18 protein-coding genes and 2 tRNA genes are annotated in these 18,790 nt (G+C 40.6%); 11 read left to right on the top strand and 9 right to left on the bottom strand.

Translation table 11 applies throughout. From position 1 onward, the window contains the following. Nucleotides 1-178: 178 nt before the first annotated feature. Complete coding sequence (locus tag FTU29_RS10380; RefSeq protein ID WP_180121716.1) at nucleotides 179-2,011, top strand: phosphoenolpyruvate carboxykinase (GTP); 1,833 nt, start codon at nucleotides 179-181, stop codon at nucleotides 2,009-2,011. An 80-nt stretch (nucleotides 2,012-2,091) separates the two neighbouring features. On the opposite strand, the gene glpD is transcribed toward FTU29_RS10380, so the two are convergent. Next, the gene (gene glpD / locus FTU29_RS10375) at nucleotides 2,092-3,609 is read right to left on the bottom strand and encodes a glycerol-3-phosphate dehydrogenase (protein WP_180121714.1); all 1,518 of its coding nucleotides are present in this window, start codon (nucleotides 3,607-3,609) and stop codon (nucleotides 2,092-2,094) included. Nucleotides 3,610-3,951: 342 nt separating this feature from the next. Between glpD and FTU29_RS10370 the strand changes: the two genes are divergently transcribed. From FTU29_RS10370 to FTU29_RS10360, 3 genes are all read left to right on the top strand, one after another. Further along, nucleotides 3,952-5,271, top strand: coding sequence for an MFS transporter (locus FTU29_RS10370; RefSeq protein WP_078192971.1), 1,320 nt, complete (start codon nucleotides 3,952-3,954; stop codon nucleotides 5,269-5,271). A gap of 287 nt (nucleotides 5,272-5,558) precedes the next feature. Continuing rightward, nucleotides 5,559-6,878 (top strand): MFS transporter, encoded by a 1,320-nt coding sequence (locus FTU29_RS10365; RefSeq protein ID WP_078190125.1) that lies wholly within the window; start codon nucleotides 5,559-5,561, stop codon nucleotides 6,876-6,878. Between the two features lie 197 nt (nucleotides 6,879-7,075). Continuing rightward, nucleotides 7,076-7,504 carry a hypothetical protein gene (locus tag FTU29_RS10360; RefSeq protein WP_078193296.1) on the top strand — a complete coding sequence of 143 codons (429 nt, stop codon included), beginning with the start codon at nucleotides 7,076-7,078 and terminating at the stop codon, nucleotides 7,502-7,504. Between the two features lie 69 nt (nucleotides 7,505-7,573). Here FTU29_RS10360 and FTU29_RS10355 read toward each other — a convergent pair whose 3' ends face one another. Beyond that, entirely contained in the window at nucleotides 7,574-8,242 is a 669-nt protein-coding gene (locus FTU29_RS10355) for a methyltransferase (protein ID WP_180121712.1), read from the bottom strand. Between the two features lie 269 nt (nucleotides 8,243-8,511). Continuing rightward, entirely contained in the window at nucleotides 8,512-9,360 is an 849-nt protein-coding gene (gene folD / locus FTU29_RS10350; protein WP_078192972.1) for a bifunctional methylenetetrahydrofolate dehydrogenase/methenyltetrahydrofolate cyclohydrolase FolD, read from the bottom strand. A 152-nt stretch (nucleotides 9,361-9,512) separates the two neighbouring features. On the opposite strand from folD, the gene FTU29_RS10345 reads away from it, so the two are divergent. Together FTU29_RS10345 and FTU29_RS10340 are read left to right on the top strand one after the other, a co-directional pair. Then, nucleotides 9,513-9,586: transfer RNA gene (locus FTU29_RS10345), tRNA-Cys, on the top strand. Between the two features lie 10 nt (nucleotides 9,587-9,596). Next, nucleotides 9,597-9,682: transfer RNA gene (locus FTU29_RS10340), tRNA-Leu, on the top strand. Between the two features lie 155 nt (nucleotides 9,683-9,837). Here FTU29_RS10340 and FTU29_RS10335 read toward each other — a convergent pair. Beyond that, nucleotides 9,838-10,830, bottom strand: coding sequence for an NAD(P)H-quinone oxidoreductase (locus FTU29_RS10335; RefSeq protein ID WP_180121710.1), 993 nt, complete (start codon nucleotides 10,828-10,830; stop codon nucleotides 9,838-9,840). A gap of 131 nt (nucleotides 10,831-10,961) precedes the next feature. Between FTU29_RS10335 and FTU29_RS10330 the strand changes: the two genes are divergently transcribed. Continuing rightward, entirely contained in the window at nucleotides 10,962-11,312 is a 351-nt protein-coding gene (locus FTU29_RS10330; RefSeq protein WP_180121708.1) for a co-chaperone YbbN, read from the top strand. Nucleotides 11,313-11,325: 13 nt separating this feature from the next. Here the strand turns inward: FTU29_RS10330 and FTU29_RS10325 are convergent, their stop codons facing one another. Genes FTU29_RS10325 through FTU29_RS10315 form a run of 3 tightly spaced genes read right to left on the bottom strand, consistent with a single transcriptional unit; the run spans nucleotide 11,326 to nucleotide 12,435 of the window. After that, nucleotides 11,326-11,586 (bottom strand): DUF2798 domain-containing protein, encoded by a 261-nt coding sequence (locus FTU29_RS10325; protein ID WP_180026651.1) that lies wholly within the window; start codon nucleotides 11,584-11,586, stop codon nucleotides 11,326-11,328. 13 nt (nucleotides 11,587-11,599) lie between these two features. Next, nucleotides 11,600-11,917 carry a DUF3861 domain-containing protein gene (locus FTU29_RS10320; protein WP_180121706.1) on the bottom strand — a complete coding sequence of 106 codons (318 nt, stop codon included), beginning with the start codon at nucleotides 11,915-11,917 and terminating at the stop codon, nucleotides 11,600-11,602. Further along, entirely contained in the window at nucleotides 11,914-12,435 is a 522-nt protein-coding gene (locus FTU29_RS10315; RefSeq protein ID WP_180121704.1) for a PadR family transcriptional regulator, read from the bottom strand. Before FTU29_RS10315 ends, FTU29_RS10320 begins: the two co-directional genes overlap by 4 nt. 166 nt (nucleotides 12,436-12,601) lie before the next feature. Here FTU29_RS10315 and FTU29_RS10310 point away from each other — a divergent pair, with 166 nt between their 5' ends. After that, complete coding sequence (locus FTU29_RS10310; protein ID WP_180121701.1) at nucleotides 12,602-13,204, top strand: hypothetical protein; 603 nt, start codon at nucleotides 12,602-12,604, stop codon at nucleotides 13,202-13,204. Nucleotides 13,205-13,225: 21 nt separating this feature from the next. Then, complete coding sequence (locus FTU29_RS10305) at nucleotides 13,226-14,059, top strand: hypothetical protein (protein ID WP_180121699.1); 834 nt, start codon at nucleotides 13,226-13,228, stop codon at nucleotides 14,057-14,059. A gap of 44 nt (nucleotides 14,060-14,103) precedes the next feature. Here the strand turns inward: FTU29_RS10305 and cysN are convergent, their stop codons facing one another. Then, nucleotides 14,104-15,717: a sulfate adenylyltransferase subunit CysN gene (cysN, locus tag FTU29_RS10300; protein WP_180121697.1), complete on the bottom strand. Its 1,614-nt coding sequence runs from the start codon at nucleotides 15,715-15,717 to the stop codon at nucleotides 14,104-14,106. Nucleotides 15,718-15,884: 167 nt separating this feature from the next. Next, on the bottom strand, nucleotides 15,885-16,799 hold the full coding sequence (cysD, locus tag FTU29_RS10295; RefSeq protein WP_078189893.1) for a sulfate adenylyltransferase subunit CysD: 915 nt from the start codon (nucleotides 16,797-16,799) through the stop codon (nucleotides 15,885-15,887). A 321-nt stretch (nucleotides 16,800-17,120) separates the two neighbouring features. Here cysD and FTU29_RS10290 point away from each other — a divergent pair, with 321 nt between their 5' ends. Together FTU29_RS10290 and FTU29_RS10285 are read left to right on the top strand one after the other, a co-directional pair. Further along, complete coding sequence (locus tag FTU29_RS10290) at nucleotides 17,121-17,663, top strand: hypothetical protein (RefSeq protein WP_111884395.1); 543 nt, start codon at nucleotides 17,121-17,123, stop codon at nucleotides 17,661-17,663. Nucleotides 17,664-18,128: 465 nt separating this feature from the next. Then, on the top strand, nucleotides 18,129-18,767 hold the full coding sequence (locus FTU29_RS10285) for a YqiJ family protein (RefSeq protein WP_180007473.1): 639 nt from the start codon (nucleotides 18,129-18,131) through the stop codon (nucleotides 18,765-18,767). Nucleotides 18,768-18,790 lie beyond the last annotated feature (23 nt).

Genomic DNA, 18,790 nt, shown 5'->3' with positions numbered 1-18,790 from the left:
ATATTTAATATAAATAGCATTAACTACCAAAAAAAATCTACCACTTCTTTAGTCTTATTTTTTTTATGATTTTATGCTTTAATACAGCCACTTTTTTTTCATCTTTTATCTGCATGATGTATCCCATGATGCAGATTATACTTTGTACGGTTAGTACATTTTTGAGATAGGCCTCACCATGACCCAAGTGAACGCACCAGAATTCGTTCGTCACCCTAAGCTCATTGCTTGGGTGGAAGAAATTGCCAAATTAACCAAACCAGCAAAAATCGAATGGTGTGACGGTAGCGCAGAAGAATATCAACGTTATATCGACTTGATGATCGCTAACGGCACTATGCAAGAACTTAACCAAGAAAAACATCCTGGTTCTTACCTTGCTAATTCTGATCCTTCTGACGTTGCTCGTGTTGAAGGTCGTACTTACATCTGTTCTGAAAAACAAGAAGATGCAGGCGCAACAAACAACTGGGAAGCTCCAGCTGAAATGCGTGCTCGTCTGAATGGTTTATTTGACGGTTCAATGAAAGGCCGTACTTTGTACGTAGTTCCTTTCTCTATGGGTCCTTTAGGTTCTCATATTGCTCACATCGGTATCGAACTTACTGATTCTCCTTACGTTGCTGTAAGCATGTCTAAAATGGCTCGTATGGGCAAAGCTGTTTATGACGTACTTGGTACTGACGGTGACTTCATTCCTTGCGTACACACTGTTGGTGCTCCGCTTGAAGAAGGTCAAAAAGACGTTGCTTGGCCTTGCAACCCTGAAAAATACATCGTTCATTACCCAGAAACTCGTGAAATCTGGTCTTACGGTTCTGGTTACGGCGGTAACGCATTGTTGGGTAAAAAATGCCTAGCTTTACGTATTGCATCTTCTATGGGTCGTCAACAAGGTTGGTTAGCTGAACACATGCTCATCCTTGGCGTGACTAACCCACAAGGCGAAAAACACTACATCGCAGCTGCATTCCCTTCTGCTTGTGGTAAAACAAACTTCGCGATGTTGATTCCACCAGCGGGTTACGAAGGTTGGAAAATTGAAACTGTAGGTGACGATATTGCTTGGATCAAACCAGGTGAAGATGGTCGTTTATATGCAATCAACCCTGAAGCTGGTTTCTTCGGTGTAGCACCTGGTACAAATACCAAGACTAACCCGAACTGTATGGCGACTCTTCATAAAGACGTAATCTATACCAACGTTGCTGTAACTGACGAAGGTGAAGTATGGTGGGAAGGTCTGACTAAAGAAGCGCCTGCTAACTTGACTAACTGGAAAGGTCAACCACACACCGGCGAAGAAAAAGCAGCTCATCCAAATGCTCGTTTCACTGTTTCAGCTGGTCAATGTCCTTCTATTGATGCTGACTGGGAAAATCCAGCAGGTGTTCCAATTTCTGCGTTCATCTTCGGTGGTCGTCGTGCAGACACAGTGCCTCTAATTTCAGAAGCATTTGACTGGGTTGACGGTGTTTACAAAGCTGCAACTATGGGCTCTGAAACAACTGCTGCTGCTGTTGGTCAACAAGGTATCGTTCGTCGTGACCCATTTGCAATGCTTCCATTTGCGGGTTACAACATGGCTGACTACTTCTCTCACTGGTTAGAACTTGGTGAACAAGTTGCTGCTAAAGCAGAAGCTGCTGGCAACAAACTTCCTGGTATCTACAACGTGAACTGGTTCCGTCGTGATGCTGAAGGTAACTTTGTATGGCCTGGTTTCGGTCAAAACATGCGTGTTCTTGAATGGATCATTGACCGTTGTGAAGGTCGTGCAGACGCTGTTGAAACACCTATCGGCCTTGTTCCAACATACGAACAATTGAACTGGACTGGTTCAGACTTCACTAAAGAGCAATTCGAGCTTGTAACTTCTCAAGATAAAGATCAATGGATCAAAGAACTTGAAAGCCACACTGAATTGTTCAACAAACTTGGTGATCGCTTACCAAAAGCACTTAAAGTACGTCAAGACGAACTTTTAGAAGCTGTAAAAAAATCTGCTTAATCGACCTTTAATTTCCCTCCTTTAAAAGAGGGATTAAGAAAGATTTAAAAGACCGCCTTGCGCGGTCTTTTTTATATCAACTAAGCCACATCTTGAGCTTTTTGTTTTATTCGTATTTCCATTAAGTACTCATCCAAAACATCAACTTCAGATGCACTGAATTGCAAATATAACTTTGTGCGTCTTTGCAAAATATCTTCAGAACTTCTCACCCACTCCTGTTCAACCAAATAATCTACTTCTTGAGCATACAAGCCATGCCCGAAGTTTTGCCCAAGCTCATCAATCGAAGTTAAATGATTCAGCAAAATCCAGACACGTGTTCCATAAGCATGCGCCCAACGACTTGCTAGACTGCTTGAAACACCTTTAACATTTTGTTGGATTTCAGCTATCAACTGCTCGATTGATTCTAAATTTTCCGCACCAGGTAATGTTGCATCAGCAGTCCAAGGCTTGGATCGATGATGAAAAACAGTTTTAAGTTGATCTAGCGCCGCTTCTGCGAGTTTTCGATAGGTGGTGAGCTTGCCACCAAAGATTGAAAGTAATGCAGCACCTTCTACATCGGTCAGTGCTAATGTGTAATCTCGCGTGACTGCTGCTGGATTATCTGATTCATCATCACACAGCGGACGCACACCTGAATAAGTTGAAATGATGTCCGTTTGCGTCAATTGAGTTTTAAAGTGATCATTTGACACATCAAGCAAGTAATCGATTTCTTCTTGGCTTATCTTTACTCGATTTGAGTCTGCGTGATATTCACGATCTGTCGTGCCGATCAGAGTAAATTGTTCTAAATAAGGGATTGCAAAGACAATGCGATGATCATCATTTTGCATAATAAAAGCTTTATCACCTTCAAAGAGCTTTGCAACGATGATATGGCTACCTTGTATTAAGCGTATACCATAAGGTGACTCTTGCTTTAAACCCTGTTTTATAAAGTCAGCGACCCAAGGACCTGCCGCATTCACCAATACTTTAGCCTGCACATTTTGCAAACCCTTGGTATTTTTTAAACACACTTGCCAAATGCCAGCTTTACTGTATGCATTTAAACATTCTGTTCGAGTCAGAACCTGTGCACCATATTCCCGTGCTTGTATCGCATTGAGTACAACCAAGCGTGCATCATCCACAGCGCAGTCGGAATATTCAAACCCTCGGGTAAATCTAGGTGCTAAAGGACTAACTTCCACATCAAATTCAATTCCATTGGAGCCTGCAAGCTGTTCTCGCTTACCCAAATAATCATAAAAGAATAATCCAGTCCGAATTAGCCAAGCCGGACGTAAGTGCGGTTCATGTGGCATGATAAAACGCATCGGTCGAATAATATGGGGGGCTTTTTTAAGCAGAACTTCGCGTTCTGCCAGTGCTTCACGTACCAAACGAAATTCTTTATGTTCTAAATAGCGAAGACCACCATGAATTAATTTGCTACTCGCAGATGAAGTATGGCTCGCGAGATCGTCTTTTTCGCAGAGCAAAACACTTAACCCCCGCCCCGCTGCATCACAAGCAATACCAACACCATTGATTCCACCACCAATGACCACCATGTCATATATTAATTGTTGTTGTGTATTCATCGCTCCCTCCCGCTATATCTTTTTATTCAACAATGCTTCGTTTTCATTGCTTTATTATTTTTCTCATTGATCATGATTTTTTGATCAAGATACCTATTTTGATCAAGATATCCGTACGCTGAGTTTTTGTATCCTTTATTAAATGAGAAGTTATATTTTAAATGTACGTTTAAAAACCTGCTGGCTCAAGTATGAAATCAATCATTTTAAGGCCCAAACCATTATTCAAAGCAAAATTCATGACAAGCTGTTGACTTGTACACTTTTTAAACAAAACCTCTTTTTTAGTTTACATTTCATGCTTTTCGATACGCATAAGATATTTTCACACAATAAAAAAAGATGGATTTTAAAATGACGGAAGAAATTGTTACTCAATCAAATTTAGATACAAAGACCCGAGTGAAATCCATTCTCGGTGGTTCAGCCGGTAATCTTGTTGAATGGTACGATTGGTATGTCTATGCAGCATTCACCCTCTATTTCGCCCATGCTTTTTTCCCTCAAGGTAGCCAGACTGCACAGCTTCTCCAAGCTGCGGCCATCTTTGCAGTCGGTTTCCTCATGCGACCCATTGGTGCATGGATTATGGGGATCTATTCAGACAAAAAAGGTCGAAAGTCAGGTTTAACCCTCTCCGTCACACTCATGTGTATCGGCTCATTGATGATTGCCATTTCTCCAACGCATGACCAAATTGGTATTTTGGCGCCGATTATTCTTGTGGTTGCACGACTAATTCAAGGTTTAAGTGTCGGCGGTGAATATGGCGCTAGTGCGACCTACCTCAGTGAAATGGCTGACCGCGACCGTCGTGGTTTTTTTTCAAGCTTTCAATATGTGACACTGATTGCAGGTCAGTTGACTGCACTGTGCGTACTACTTATTTTGCAATGGTTGCTGACCGAAGAACAATTGCATGATTGGGGCTGGCGTATTCCATTCTTTATCGGTGCGTGTTTAGCGGTAGTGGTTTTCCGTATTCGACGTGGCCTGCTAGAAACCCAGTCCTTCAAAAATGCACAAGAGCAAAAGGACCAGCCTGAATCAGGCTTATTTTCTCTATTTAAGCATTATCCGAAAGAAGCATTCACGGTGTTATTTTTAACAGCTGGGGGTACATTGGCTTTTTATACTTACACCACTTATTTGCAAAAATATCTGGTCAATACCTCTGGCTTTAGTAAACCTGAGGCCACACAAATCACCACCTTAGCGCTGTTTATTTTTATGTGCTTACAACCGCTAGCAGGTGGTCTATCCGATAAAATTGGTCGTAAGCCTTTAATGATCGCTTTTGGGATCTTAGGGGTGCTGTTCACCTATGTTCTATTTAGTGCATTAGGACAAACTCAAGATTATTGGACTGCATTTTGGCTCTGTCTCGCAGGTCTAGTGATTGTTACGGGATACACCTCGATCAATGCGGTTGTAAAAGCAGAAATGTTCCCTGCGCATATTCGCGCATTGGGTGTTGCACTGCCTTATGCTCTTGCAAATACCATCTTTGGTGGTACGGCAGAATTCTTCGCGCTGAGTTTTAAAGAAGCTGGTCACGAGTCATGGTTCTTTATCTATGTGACCATCATGATTTTTATTTCGTTATTGGTCTACGTCTTTATGAAAGACACCAAACACCATTCCAAAATTCAGGAGCATTGATCAGGGTTATTTGAAGATGAGTTATTGATCAATCTGATCAAAAACAGCATGTTTTTTCAATCTAAGCCTCAGTCTATGAGGCTTTGTTTTTTTCATTTAGTCGTGAAAAATGTATCTGGTCAAAAATATCGCATTTTATAGACTAAAGTCGCATGATTTTCTGCGACAACAGGAGTATAAATTAAATAAATATAGTTCCATCTCCCATTTCGACAAAATATATTGATTTAAACTTTTCCCAAAGAGTTTAAATGGATATGTTTTGCATTCATTCCTTGGAGAATGATGTGTCAAACTCATCTGAGCCAGTTGTTCCTGAACAATTGGATAGAAAAACTCGTGTCAAATCTATCCTCGGCGGATCTGCCGGCAACCTCGTTGAATGGTACGACTGGTATGTCTACGCTGCTTTTACCCTTTACTTTGCACCGCAATTTTTCCCTGACGGTGACAATACTGTAAAACTCTTACAAGCAGCTGCAGTCTTTGCACTCGGTTTCTTAATGCGTCCAATCGGCGCATGGGTCATGGGTATTTATGCTGACCGTAAAGGTCGTAAAGCAGGTTTAACGCTGTCTGTATCGTTGATGTGTGTCGGCTCACTGATGATCGCATGTGCACCAACCTACGATTCTGTAGGGATGCTCGCACCCGCTATTCTACTTTTAGCGCGTTTACTCCAAGGCTTAAGTGTCGGCGGTGAATATGGCTCTAGTGCGACCTATTTGACTGAAATGGCAGGTAAAAACCATCGCGGTTTCTTCTCAAGTTTCCAATATGTCACACTGATTTCAGGTCAGCTATTGGCTCTTTGCGTTTTAATTATCCTACAACGCAATTTCTCCGAACAAGCTTTAACTGAATGGGGCTGGCGTGTTCCATTCTTCATCGGTGCGTTGCTCGCTATTGTGGTGTTCTGGATTCGTCGCGGTTTAGTTGAAACTCAATCCTCTAAAGAAGCCCAAGAACAGGCTAAAAATGGTGGTCCAAAATCAGGTGCTTTAGCGTTATTTACCAAATATCCTAAACAAGCCTTCACTGTGATCATGTTAACTGCCGGTGGTACTTTAGCGTTCAACACCTTTACCACTTATTTGCAAAAGTATTTGGTCAACACGTCTGGCTTTGAAAAAACCACAGCAACTGAAATTACCACTGCTGCAATTTTCATCTTTATGCTTTTACAACCTGCTGTCGGTGCGCTTTCAGACAAAATTGGTCGTAAGCCAATTATGATCGCCTTTGGTGTGCTTGGTGTACTCTTCACCATTCCAATTTTCAACGGTATCGGTTCTACGACTAGCCCAACCACAGCATTTATGCTTTGCATGAGTGGTATGGTGATTGTCACTGGTTATACTGCGATTAATGCTGTAGTGAAAGCAGAGTTGTTCCCTGCACACATCCGTGCCTTAGGTGTTGCATTACCTTATGCCATTGCAAATACACTCTTTGGTGGTACAGCAGAACTTGTGGCTTTGAGCTTCAAAAATGCAGGCCATGAAAACTACTTCTTCTACTACATTACGTTCATGATTGGTTTATCTTTGATCACGTATGTCTTCATGAAAGATACGAAAAAACATAGCATGATCACTGACGATTAAGTCGCTCAGCCCTGCTATTCCACTTAAGCTCATCAAAGCCTATTTTGATGAGCTTTTTTTATATCAATTTCCATCTACTCATCGTTTCGGCTGCATCAAAGATTTAATCAAACTTCTTTTGCTTTCTTGGTTTTCCCATCGAGTCGACAGACGGACTATGGCATACTGAGCATACAAATACACACGGCGAATGAATGATGAAAAATATTTACAAAGTTTTAAGTTTGGGTATTGTTGCAATGTCGATGGCTGCTTGCCAAAGCACTCCACGTGCTTTTAATGGTCAAACAGGCTTTCAAATAGAGTCCAAATCTGCAGATAGCGCAACACTTGCATATACTTTAGCGGGTCGCCAAAACCAACAACTGGATGCCAATAAATTACAACGTGCTTGCCAAAAAGTATTAAATACGCAAAAGACCTATAAATTACAAATCTTAAGCGTGAACGAAATTGCAAATCCTGCTCTAGAAAATACCCAGTACGGCCGTCAAATTGGTAATACACGTGCGAACTTCGGTCTATCAAATACTCCTGATCTACGTAACTCTGAAAACTTAGGCGCGCGTGATGCACTCGATGCTCGCCCTGCAACCTTACGTGTGGTTCGCTATACCTGTTCTTAATCAAATTTGCAGTCTAAAAGACAAAAAATAAGACGCTTAAAGCGTCTTATTTTTTTATCGGTTCAATATTTATAGGGTTTTATAAAAACTCACATTTCGAAACTCAGGTGATTCATCCAAATCAGGCCATGTCGTTGCGCTTCGTTCATCGAGTTTTTCATATTTCGGATGACTAAAGTTTTTCACACGACTGTCTGCCACCCACACTTCTGGAGCAAACTTAAGAAATTCGTCTAGAAAGAAGCGATTACATTGATCATATAAAACATCCGCTGCTAGCAAAATATCCACCTGCTCGGCTTTATACAGATCGTCCAAATATTCGAGTTCGAGATTATTCAGCTCTGCATTGGCACGGCAGGCATCTAGGCTTACTTGGTCGATGTCACAGCAGATCACGCGTTTCGCCCCTGCCATTTTCGCGGCAATCGCCACCACGCCTGAACCTGCACCAAAGTCCAACACCACTTTATCTTTGACATGATGCGGCTCTGCCAATAACCACTGCGCCATCGCAAGACCAGAAGCCCAGCAGAAAATCCAATACGGTGTGTCACTCCATATACGGCGAATGACTTCATCATCCAATTTATCGGTTGGAAATACAGGCGGTATCAACCATAAAGAAATGGGGGTTTCAGGCAACTGTTGTGCATGTAATTCACAATGCGGAATGACTTCATGCAGTGCTTTCAGTAAATGTTCAGGGGCTTTGGGGAATTGGAAAGTACAGCTCATTGGAATTTTATTTTTCGAATATGCAGAGTTTTAGTGTCATAAAAGCCTAAATTAAGATCGGAAGTTCCCTCTCCTGAGCAAAATTTAAAGCACTGCTTTTAAATTGAAGCGCAAGAGAGGGTTAGGGAGAGGATTATTTATAAAAAAGCACCCTCACCCCAACCCTCTCCCACAGGGAGAGGGAGCAGCATAGAATCAATTTGAGACGATCAGTTCCCTATACTTTTAGGAGATGAGAAGCACTGCTTCGCAAGGGAGAGGTCTAAAGATTAACCCAACGCTTTTTCAGCAGCTTCAACAGTTTGACGAATCAACGTTGTAATGGTCATAGGACCTACACCACCCGGAACAGGTGTATAAGCAGAAGCAACTTCTTCAATACCCACCAATTGGATATCACCTACACCGCCGCCATCACGTGGATGAAAGCCAGCATCAACAACCACTGCACCTGGTTTGATCCAATCTTTTTGAATCAATTCAGCTTTACCTACCGCACCCACAATAATGTCAGCTTGCTTAACAAAGTCAGCTAAGTTTTGAGTACGTGAGTGGCAAGTGGTCACTGTTGCATTCGCTTCTAGCAGCATTGCAGACATTGGTTTGCCCAAAATTGCAGAACGACCCACAACAACCGCATGCTTACCTGCGATTTCAATGTTGTTTTCTTTTAGAATGGTCATGATACCTGCAGGAGTCGCAGAACCATACGCAGCTTCACCCATTGCCATACGACCAAAACCTAAGCAAGTCACGCCATCTACGTCTTTTTCAAGAGAGATCGCATCGAAACATGCACGCTCATCAATTTGAGCAGGTACGGGGTGTTGTAACAAAATACCGTGAACATCTGGGTTTGCATTTAATTTTTCAATTTCAGCAAGCAATTGCTCAGTTGTAGTTTCTTTAGGGAGCTCAACTTTTAATGAATCCATACCAACACGGCGGCAAGCATTCCCTTTCATACGTACATAAGTTGCAGATGCACCATCGTCACCTACCAAAATAGTCGCAAGAATTGGGGTACGACCAGTTTTCTCTTTTAGCGCTTCTACGCGAGTCAACAAGTCAGCTTCAATTTTCTTCGCCAATGCACGACCATCTAAAACTAATGCCACGGCACTTCTCCAAGTGATGATATGAATCAATTTTGCACATAATACATGATTATTTTAAATTTTTTACCTTGTATGCTGCTTTTATGCTCATACAGATGAATCTGCTATTGTTTTTTTTTCAGAGCTTGCTAATATACGCATCAACAAGACATGGCGGGGTGGCAGAGTGGTCATGCAGCGGACTGCAACTCCGTGTACGCCGGTTCGATTCCGACCTCCGCCTCCAATCTTGTTAAGCCCGAGTGGTGAAATCGGTAGACACAGGGGATTTAAAATCCCCCGCCCACAAAGCGTGCCAGTTCGAGTCTGGCCTCGGGCACCATTCTTCTACTACTGAAGATGGTGTAATAGAAGAACCCAGTGATAAGCTGGTTTTTTTATGCCTAAAATTTAGTAAGACAATAAAAAAGAGGGACATTACCCTCTTTTATTATTTTAAAACACACTGCAAATACATCGCGTTTTAAAAATAATCCTTTAGATCACTTCAACCACAATCTTACCCACATGGTCGCCTGTATCCATGGCTGCATGTGCTTCTTGAATTTGATCAAACTTAAATGTCTTATAGATCATTGGCAGGCATTCACCTTTAGACCATAACGGAACAACATTTTCCTGAATGCCTTTGGCAATCTCTGCTTTTTCTGCAGTATTACGCGCACGCATGGTTGAGCCTGTAATGGTCAAACGCTTCATCATGATTTGACCCAACTTCACTTCTTTGGCTTTTGCACCACCTAAGAAGGCGATATAGACCAAACGACCATCACGACGTAATAGATTTAAGTTCTGTGCTAAATACGGTGCACCCACGATATCTAAAATCACATCGACGCCTTGCTCAGCGGTCGCCTCATTAATCACTTGCTCAAAGTCTTGAGTTTTATAGTTAATGGCATGAGTGATATTTGAAATCGCAGCGACTTTTTCATCTGAACCTACCGTCGCAAAGGTTTTCATACCTAAAGCATTACACAACATAATCGCTGTAGTACCAATACCGCTAGTACCGCCATGAATAAGTACCGTTTCACCTGCTTTGGCTTTACCCATTTGGAATACATTTGCCCAAACTGTAAAGAACGTTTCAGGAATGGCCGCTGCTTGAGTAAAGCTGACGCCTTCAGGAATACTCAAAATTTGGCTTTCAGGTACAACACAATACTCAGCATAACCGCCACCATTGGTTAGACCACAGACTTTATCACCCACTTTAAACAAGGTGACATCGGCACCGACTGCAACCACTTCACCTGCCACTTCCAAACCTGGTACTGGTGTTACCCCTTTCGGCATTGGGTACAAACCTTGGCGCTGTAAAATGTCTGGACGGTTAATACCAAAGGCATGCACTTTAACCAACACTTCATCCGCTTTCGCATCTGGGATGGCAACGCTTTCATAGGCCAATTTTTCTACGCCGCCCGGTTCAGTAATAATGACCTGCTGCATGTTTTGCTGTGACATTGTTTTTCCTTTTCAATTATTGACTATTCATCAATCTATGCACTATTTGAACATAGAAATGCCGCAGAATGAATAAACATGGACTTATGTATAATTGGCTGACTATTTAGCAAATTAATAATAGGCAGCACATGGTTCAGGTTGTTGAATATAACGAAGATAACGCCAGCGACTATGAATGGTTCGATGGTTTTGCCGTGATTCGTTTCTATGCAGACTGGTGCGCGCCCTGTGTGCAGAACTTCCCTGTATTTGAGCAGTGCGCAAGTCAAATGTCCGCACAGCATGCACAGCTCAAATTTGGCAAGGTAAATATTGATTCCTCACCGATACTAACCTTGCGCTATAACGTTTATGGACTACCTTCAACCTTAGTATTTTATCGCGGGCAAGTCATTCAACGTATTGCAGGAGTTAAATCGCTGACTGAATTAACAGCCATCATTCAAGATGCTATGCAGTCACACTCAAATCATGACTAAACGAATGTACCTTTTATTTGGATGCAGGCTCATTTGGTAGGCGTACAAACTTCATTAACGTATTACGCACCAATGGCAACACGATCAAAATGAGCGGAAAGGCCATCATCCACGACATGCTCCATGCGCGCAGCCAAATACCAAGAAAGCCTTCAACTAAGCCTTTATTCATCAGCATATTAAAGCAGGAAATTGAACCGCTCATAATGCCGGACAGAATTAGGGGCATCAGCCAAGTCATGTGTTTGGGATGAAATTTTGGGAGTTGATTCATCTGTAAATACCTATTATTCGTCTTGGGCTGCGTTCTGGGCTTTTACGGTTTGTTTTAGTGTTTTCATAAATTGGCCAAAATGCGGCATGAAATCTCTAAATAAAGGATGGTCTTTATTTTCCAGCAAAGTTTCACCAAACAGTTTCAGACCCACGGCAAAGGCTTTGGTTTTTTCATCATCTAATAACTGCGCTTTAGTCAAATGCTCTAGCACCTTAAACATGTCATCATGGTTGTAAGCATTAAACTGCAAAGCTTCGGTATAAGTCGAAGGATTGCCCTGCGCATCGGCAATGTGTTTGAGCGTAATTTCATATTGATGCTGTTTCATTGTGTCACCTCCATACGGCTGATTTCGACGGCCGCCTGATCGATTTTTTCTGCAATGGCATACACCTGTTCAGGTGTCAGTTCACAGTGCTGAATTTTGATTCGCAGTGATGCTTTTAGGTTTTCCATCGCGCGTTTGATGTCGACATATTGTTCGTTGTTATGAATCTGCTTGCGGGTATCAAAACGGCAGAGGATTTTCTCTACTGTGGCTTTTTCGGCATCCAGATGCGCTAAACCTGACTGCGTAACGCTGTATTGCTTACGGTCTTCCGCATTTAGTTCTGCATGTATGTATTGCTGTTCTTCTAGGTAATTCAGCGTTGGGTAAATCGTCCCTGTGCTTGGACTGTAACCGCCGCCTACGATTGCGCCAACATCTTTGATAATGTCATAGCTGAACTTAGGCGCTTGGGAGATGAGATGCAGCACCAATAGTTTCATGTGCCCTGCTTCAAACAGGCGTTTGCGGGTTTTGACTGGACTATCGCGACCATCGAGAAGGTCTGAATTTGACATCGCAAAGATACACCTTAAGATTAATTAAGATATATCTTAATATTTTTCTTACTATTTGAAAAGTAGTATTTCTATTCACGACAATTCATGACGCAAAAAAACTTTAACCCTTTAATCCTATAGGAAAAATTAGCTATACTATCCAAAACTATTGTGGTAATTCAAAATGATTGCCAAAATTCTACTGATAATCAGTTCACTCCTATTATCTATATTGACTTATTTAATCAGCCATGAAGAACTATGGCTTACTTCAACCCACTTATTTTTTGCTTTTGAAATTTCCCAACTTACTAAGTTATGCCAGTCTTTAATTTATGAAAGTCAATTATTATTCTCAATTTTGATTTATCTTTTAGTAGCTGGAATCTGTATTATAATTGGTAAAATTTCCATCCTAGCAGGAAAAACTGGAGCCACAGATAGTCTATCAGTGAACTCAATTGATATTATAGAACCTGCTAATGAATATTTTTTACCTATATATCTAAGCTATATTCTTGTAGCAATTAGCATAAGTACACCAAAAGCATTTTTTATTATTTTTTTAATGATCGCTATCCTGCTTTTCTTCTCAAAAACAGCTTTCTTTAATCCTGTACTTTTAATCTTAGGCTATCGCTTTTATCATATTACCAATAGTAAAGGATTGAAAACACTGCTAATTATAAAATATGATATTAAAAATAAAGATGACTTAAGAAATCAAGACAACACTCATTCGATCAATGTAAAAAAGATCAATGAATATACTTACATTCAATTTTAAAAAAGGGGTGACAATATACCAATGGATATTTTGCTAGCAAAAGTCAGTAGATCACTAAAAAAAGTTCTTTGTCAAAATGATATAGAGATTTTTCAAGCTTTCAGAGATTTTAACTTTCCTAGCATTATTGAATACTCTCCAAACTCTAGTATCGATGAGGACCAATGGTTTTATATTAATTTGACATCAAACATAGGAATTAAAAATCCAATAGATGACTGCACAAATTCAAATAGCAATGATTGGGTACAAATTGTACCAGAAGAATATGAAAAAATACGGTATCTAGCATTGATAGATAAAGTTAAAGGACGTTCTTTTTACCAAAGAGTTCCTGAGTCTTTATTAATTAAAAAGCCTAAACTTAATTTATTTGGATTAAATGACCAACCGAAAATTACTTATAACCCAGTTATTCTATTAAATACAATTCCTGATGCAATTTTTGATGAAAATAATCAACACCTCTATTTCAAAGATCTTGCCAAATTGACAAAAATTTTTCTAGGTATAGATCAATTATTTAAAGAAGCCACAGAGATCGATGTAAGTAATTTTGTTAACTCAAACATTTTTTCAACCAATTTGGGATTTGAAATAAAAAAAGTTACCGTACCTGTTAGAAGAAAAATTACTAATGTACAAGATAGATTTGAGAGCTTTACACCCGAACAAAGAATAGAATTTATTGCTAATACTCAAAAATATTTAAATCACATACCTTTCCAAAATGGGAAATTTTTAATTAGTAAAAATGAGGATGTACGTGATTTAGCCGATGCTCTTGATCAGAGATTTCATGAAACTCCTATTACTAAAGAACCACGAAGAACTCAATCATATCAAGCACTATAAAAAGACCCGCCTTTCGGCGGGTCTTTTTAAATCAATTCAAACTATTACAGACGAACCAACTCAACAATTTTCTCAGCAACTTCTTCAGCAGTCTCCACTGTATAAGTCACATCAGTACCTTCAGCACTATCAGTAATCACAACCACACCAGTTTCACGAACTAGTGCAACTTGCTCCACAGTTAAACCAGCTTTCGCAATTGCAACCACACCTTGCTGAATCAATAAGCTTTCAATCGCTTGCGCATTTTCAAGGGCTTTAGCAGTCACAGTTACAGCAGCAGGTTTTTGACCTAAACGTGCAGCACGCGCTTCAGCAGTAACAGGCTCGTTGTGTGCAGTCCATTCCACTGCAGACTCAACCATACCCGCACCAACAGTCACGTTGCTTAAACGGTCAATAAATATAAATGAACCTGTGTAACGGCTGTCTTGGTAACGGTCAAATACCACTGGCGCATCAAACTCAATCGTTACATCTGCAATCGCATTCAATTCAAGCTGTTCAACTTCCGTTTTTTCCAGTGTGTTCACATTGGTACGATAGTTAATTTTCGCAACTTTCGCAGGAATAGTTTGTGTACCAAACTTCACGTTATACAGCTTGCCAACTACTAAAGGCGCATCTGTCATCCATACCACAGAGGCACGTGCAGAACGTGAAATTAACGGCTGTTCGCCCGCTTTTACCAACACGTTACCGCGTGAAATATCAATTTCATCGTTCAGTGTTAAAGTCACCGCTTGACCTGCAACAGCATGGTCTAAGTTACCATCAAAAGTTACAATTTCTTTAACCGTAGACGACTTACCAGATGGTAATGCAGTAATGGTATCGCCAACTTTCACTTCACCAAGTGCAATCGTACCGCAGAAGCCACGGAAATCGAGGTTCGGACGGTTGACATATTGAACTGGGAAACGGAATTCGTGCTTGCTCGTATCATGCGAAATTTCAACAGTTTCCAAAGTCTCCATTAAAGTCTGACCTTGGTACCACGGCGTATTTGGCGATTTGTTTACAACGTTATCACCATTCAACGCAGAAATAGGCGTGAAGATAATGTTCGCAGGTTTACGGTCGCCCAATTGGTTTACGAACTCATTGTACTCTGCTTGAATTTCATTGAAGCGCGCTTCAGAGAATTCAACCAAGTCCATTTTGTTCACTGCAACCACAATATTACGAATACCCAAAAGACTCGCAATAAATGAGTGACGACGAGTCTGAGTTTGAACGCCATAACGCGCATCAATCAAGATGATCGCTAAATCCGCAGTAGACGCACCCGTTGCCATGTTACGTGTGTACTGCTCATGCCCCGGGGTGTCAGCAATAATGAACTTACGTTTTTCAGTAGAGAAATAACGGTAAGCCACGTCAATGGTAATACCTTGTTCACGTTCCGCTTGTAGACCATCGACAAGTAAAGCCAAGTCAGGTGCATCACCCGTAGTACCGACTTTTTTAGAGTCACGAGTCACGGCTTGCAATTGATCTTCATAAATCAATTTTGAATCGTAAAGCAAACGGCCAATTAAAGTCGATTTACCATCATCCACGTTACCGCAAGTGAGGAAACGTAGAAGGTCTTTATTTTCGTGTTGTTTTAAATACGCCAAGATGTCTTGGCTAATTAAATCTGATTGATGAGACATTGCTCAAAGCTCCACATATTCTTTTGAAATCGGTTTCTGAATCTTTTTAATCCCTCTAAATCTCCCTTTAAGAAAGGGAGACTTTGCTCCGTTCTTTCTCGGGAGTTCTCCCTCTTTAGTAAAGAGGGTGAGCAGCACTGCTGCGCAAGGGAGATTTCTTAAGATTCTTAGAAGTAACCTTCCTGCTTTTTCTTTTCCATCGAACCTGCTTCGTCATGGTCGATCATACGGCCTTGACGTTCAGATGTGGTGGCTAAAAGCATCTCTTGGATAATTTCCGGTAAAGTTGTTGCAGTTGATTCAACCGCACCTGTAAGTGGGTAACAACCTAAAGTACGGAAACGCACCGATTTCATTTGTGGCACTTCACCTTCGTTCAAACGCATACGCTCATCATCAACCATGATCAGTGTACCGTTACGCTCAACCACTGGACGTTCAGCAGCCAAGTACAAAGGAACCAATTTAATATTTTCGAGGTAGATGTATTGCCAAATATCCAACTCAGTCCAGTTAGACAATGGGAACACACGAATACTTTCGCCTTTGTTTACTTTACCATTGTAAAGATTCCAAAGTTCAGGACGTTGGTTTTTAGGGTCCCAACGGTGTTTGGTATCCCGGAACGAGTAAACACGTTCTTTAGCACGAGATTTCTCTTCGTCACGGCGCGCACCGCCAAAAGCCGCATCAAACTGATATTTATCAAGTGCTTGTTTTAAGCCTTGAGTTTTCATGATATCAGTATATTTTGAGCTACCGTAATCGAACGGATTCACGCCTGCGTCTTTACCTTCTTTGTTTTGATGCACGATCAAATCAAAGCCATGCTCTTTTGCCATGTTGTCACGGAAAGTAATCATGTCTTTAAATTTCCAACCCGTGTCTACATGCAGTAGTGGGAATGGAAGTTTGGCAGGATAGAATGCTTTTAAAGCAAGATGCAGCATGACCGCTGAATCTTTACCGATTGAATACAGCATGACAGGGTTTTCGAACTCAGCAGCAACTTCACGGATGATATGAATACTCTCAGCTTCAAGCTGTTTAAGATGAGTAAGTCTTTCCTCATTTAATGACATGGACAACACCAGCTTAGAATATGTGTACTTATTACACTTTTAAAGATATATATACATTATAGTGATTAAGCTTTCATAACGATTGCTTGTTTTGTGATATTGATATTCTTATTCGTCATATACAAATTGTCTGATACTGCTTATCAATTTTAATTAATTTAATACGATAGACTTATCAATTTCATTATTATTCTAGTCCGAGATCCCTAAGTTTACGCAATTTTTTATCAATTAACTAATCGCTAAATCCTCTAAACAATCGGTATTCAAACTCGCTCAAACTGCCTAAAGTAGCTATATCGCTCTCCAATAGTTATTGATATGCCATATAGTCACTATACGCTTGAAACCTTAAAGTCGCTGATTGAAGCCGCAGGTCTTGCTGGCTATATTTATCAGCATTCTTCACACATGCTCGTGCTCCAAGAAGCCTTGAATGATGACGGCAGCCCACTGAATAACTTTATCCAACATGAGCTGAGTGCAGACCAAATTGGCCTTCAGTTCGGCCTACGACTTTTGGACAATAAACTCGAGTTTTTGATTGGGGTGACTCACAGTAACCAAGATCGGGGCTACGAAATTGGCGCTGGCAATTTAAAAGCCGATCAACGTGCATTTAATCTGCTCTATGCTTTTTATAATTTCCCCAAAGCATTTCACTTAATCCACTTCCCGCTCGCAGCCAATAGCACCCAGTTAGAGGAAGAGATCGAAAAGCAACTGTTTCAACTTGAAAGCATGGGCTTTTTAGACACCGCGATTAAAACCAATCCGATGGGCGAGCAAGTGAAGTGGATGAAAACCTTTATTGTTCAAGCGGCATTAGATATGAAAGTACGGATTCAAACTTCATTGTTATAAAAAGGGTTAAAGCTTACTAAAAAGCGCTCTATTGAACGCCAGTTCAAATCTTCATATGACATCGAAAGTCACGGCAAAGCCCTCAGCACTGCCGTGACGCTTATAAATTTACATTTCCTAACATTGTTTTCTGTGCCGTTTAACAGGCCATTTCTCTCCCTTGAGCACGACCACTTATATATCTGCAATTAGGCTGAAAATTTGATTGATCACAATGACTTAAATCTTAAATGGGTAAAGCAGAAATACTATTAACTTTAGATTTAGATAATCCTGACTTAATTGATCACCTATTTTTAAAGAAAAACTTAGTAATAGCTCACATAAAAGCCGACTTTTTGTTAATCTGATCTGTAATTTTTTTACACAATTTCGACAGATAATGTTATTTTATTTACTGAAAAAAATTCGGCCAGAATTATTTTTTTTTGATTTTTTATAAGCATAAATATAGAGATAAATATAATGTGGGAATTGTTTACTCACCCGTCTAATATCGTGTTTAGCATCAGTCTCTGCTTAATGTTCTTGTTTGGACTTTTTGAGATTGTGTTAACAATTTTAGGGGGTGGTTCTCAAGGCTTCTTAGATCAATTCCTACCTGAGGATGTTGGTCATAATGCAGAGCTAGGTGTAGATGCCGATGCAGGTATCGTGACACGTGTGCTCGATTGGTTGTATTTGGGTCGTATTCCACTGTTTGTATGGCTCATCATTTTCTTATGTGTCTATAGTTTATTGGGCTTTGCTATTCAAGCCATCGTTAACCAAATGACCAGTATGATGTTCAGTGCATGGATTATTGCACCAGCCTGTATTTTTCTGTGCATGCCCTTCGTACGTTTTAGCGCAATGCTCATTGCCCGTATTTTACCCCAAGATGAAACCACTGCCATTTATAGTGATGAATTGATCGGTAGAACGGCCACGATCATTTTGGGTGATGCACGACCCCAGTCTCCTGCTCAAGCCAAAGTCAAAGATCAACACGGATTGACCCATTATATTTTGGTTGAACCTGAACAAGATGAAATTTTCAGCCAAGGTCAATCAGTGGTTTTAACCCAAAAAACAAATGTAGGCTTTCAAGCCACCATGCTCTAAATTTTTAATGAATTGATGCTCGA

Source organism: Acinetobacter sp. YH12086 (assembly GCF_013419345.1).
In the GTDB taxonomy this organism is placed as follows: Bacteria; Pseudomonadota; Gammaproteobacteria; order Pseudomonadales; family Moraxellaceae; genus Acinetobacter; species Acinetobacter amyesii.
This window is presented reverse-complemented; position numbering and strand designations above follow the sequence as displayed.